This window comes from Pontimicrobium sp. MEBiC01747 (assembly GCF_053601635.1).
This window is the reverse complement of the sequence record NZ_JBSHNS010000245.1, coordinates 1-989: the sequence shown is the minus strand read 5'-3', so window position 1 is coordinate 989 and position 989 is coordinate 1. Positions and strand designations below refer to the sequence as shown.

General features: G+C 32.5%; 1 pseudogene. It reads right to left on the bottom strand.

The annotated features are described in order from the left end of the window. Positions 1–222 precede the first annotated feature (222 nt). Positions 223–989: pseudogene (locus ACVC2P_RS07985) on the bottom strand (YfcC family protein); the annotation flags it as partial.

The following is a 989-nucleotide window of genomic DNA, read 5'->3' as shown; positions in this document are numbered from 1 at the left end:
ATATAAAGTACCTACTCAAAAAAGTACTGATAACCGCCTTAAAATAGGCGGTTATCAGTACTTGTTGTGTTTTTTTAACATAACCAGTAAATGGGTGGTTATGCGTACCTTTTAATAATTATTTAAAGATCTAACTTTTATTAGACCTACACAATACGTATATCTACGTATATTTTTATATATAAAAATAGGAGGAGAGTAGAGTTTTTTAGTTACTATAATTTATAAATAAACAGAAATAGTCATAACTAACAATGTAAAGCCTATTAAAATGAATAATAACGGTAAAACAAACTTTAACCATTTATCGTAGCCCACTTTTACAACGGCTAAAGATGCTAAAATTAAGCCTGTAGGGTTTATAATAGCAAATAAACCCATACCATATTGGTAGGCATTAACCACAATGTCTCTGCCCAAACCAACAGTATCTGCTAAAGGAGACATGACTGGCATGGTTAAAACGGCCATTCCCGAAGAACTTGGTATAAAAAACGATAAAGCACCATATACTAATACCATAACATTAGCAAAAATACCTTTAGACATTCCTGTTGTTAAATCGCTTGCATAATATAACATGGTATCACTTATTAAACCGTTTTCCATAATAACCGAAACACCTCTTGCTATTCCTATAATCAAGGCAACACCTAATAAATCGCTAGCACCTTTTACAAAGGTTTCTACAAAGTCTGTTTCTTTTATTTTGGTGATAACCCCAATAACAACGGCGCCGACTAAAAATACGGCTGTCATTTCTAAAAACCACCAATCTAGCATAGAGACTCCAATAATCATAACCACAAAGCATAATCCAAAAACTAATAAAGCTAAACGTAAACGTGTTGTAAACTGCACCGTAGTTTCTGTAGAGTTGCCAAATAAGGCTTCAATTTGAGATTTCTGGTTATAAAGAATAGAGGTTTCTGGATTATTCTTAACACGTTTAGCATAACGCATAATATAAATTATCGCAATAATAAGGC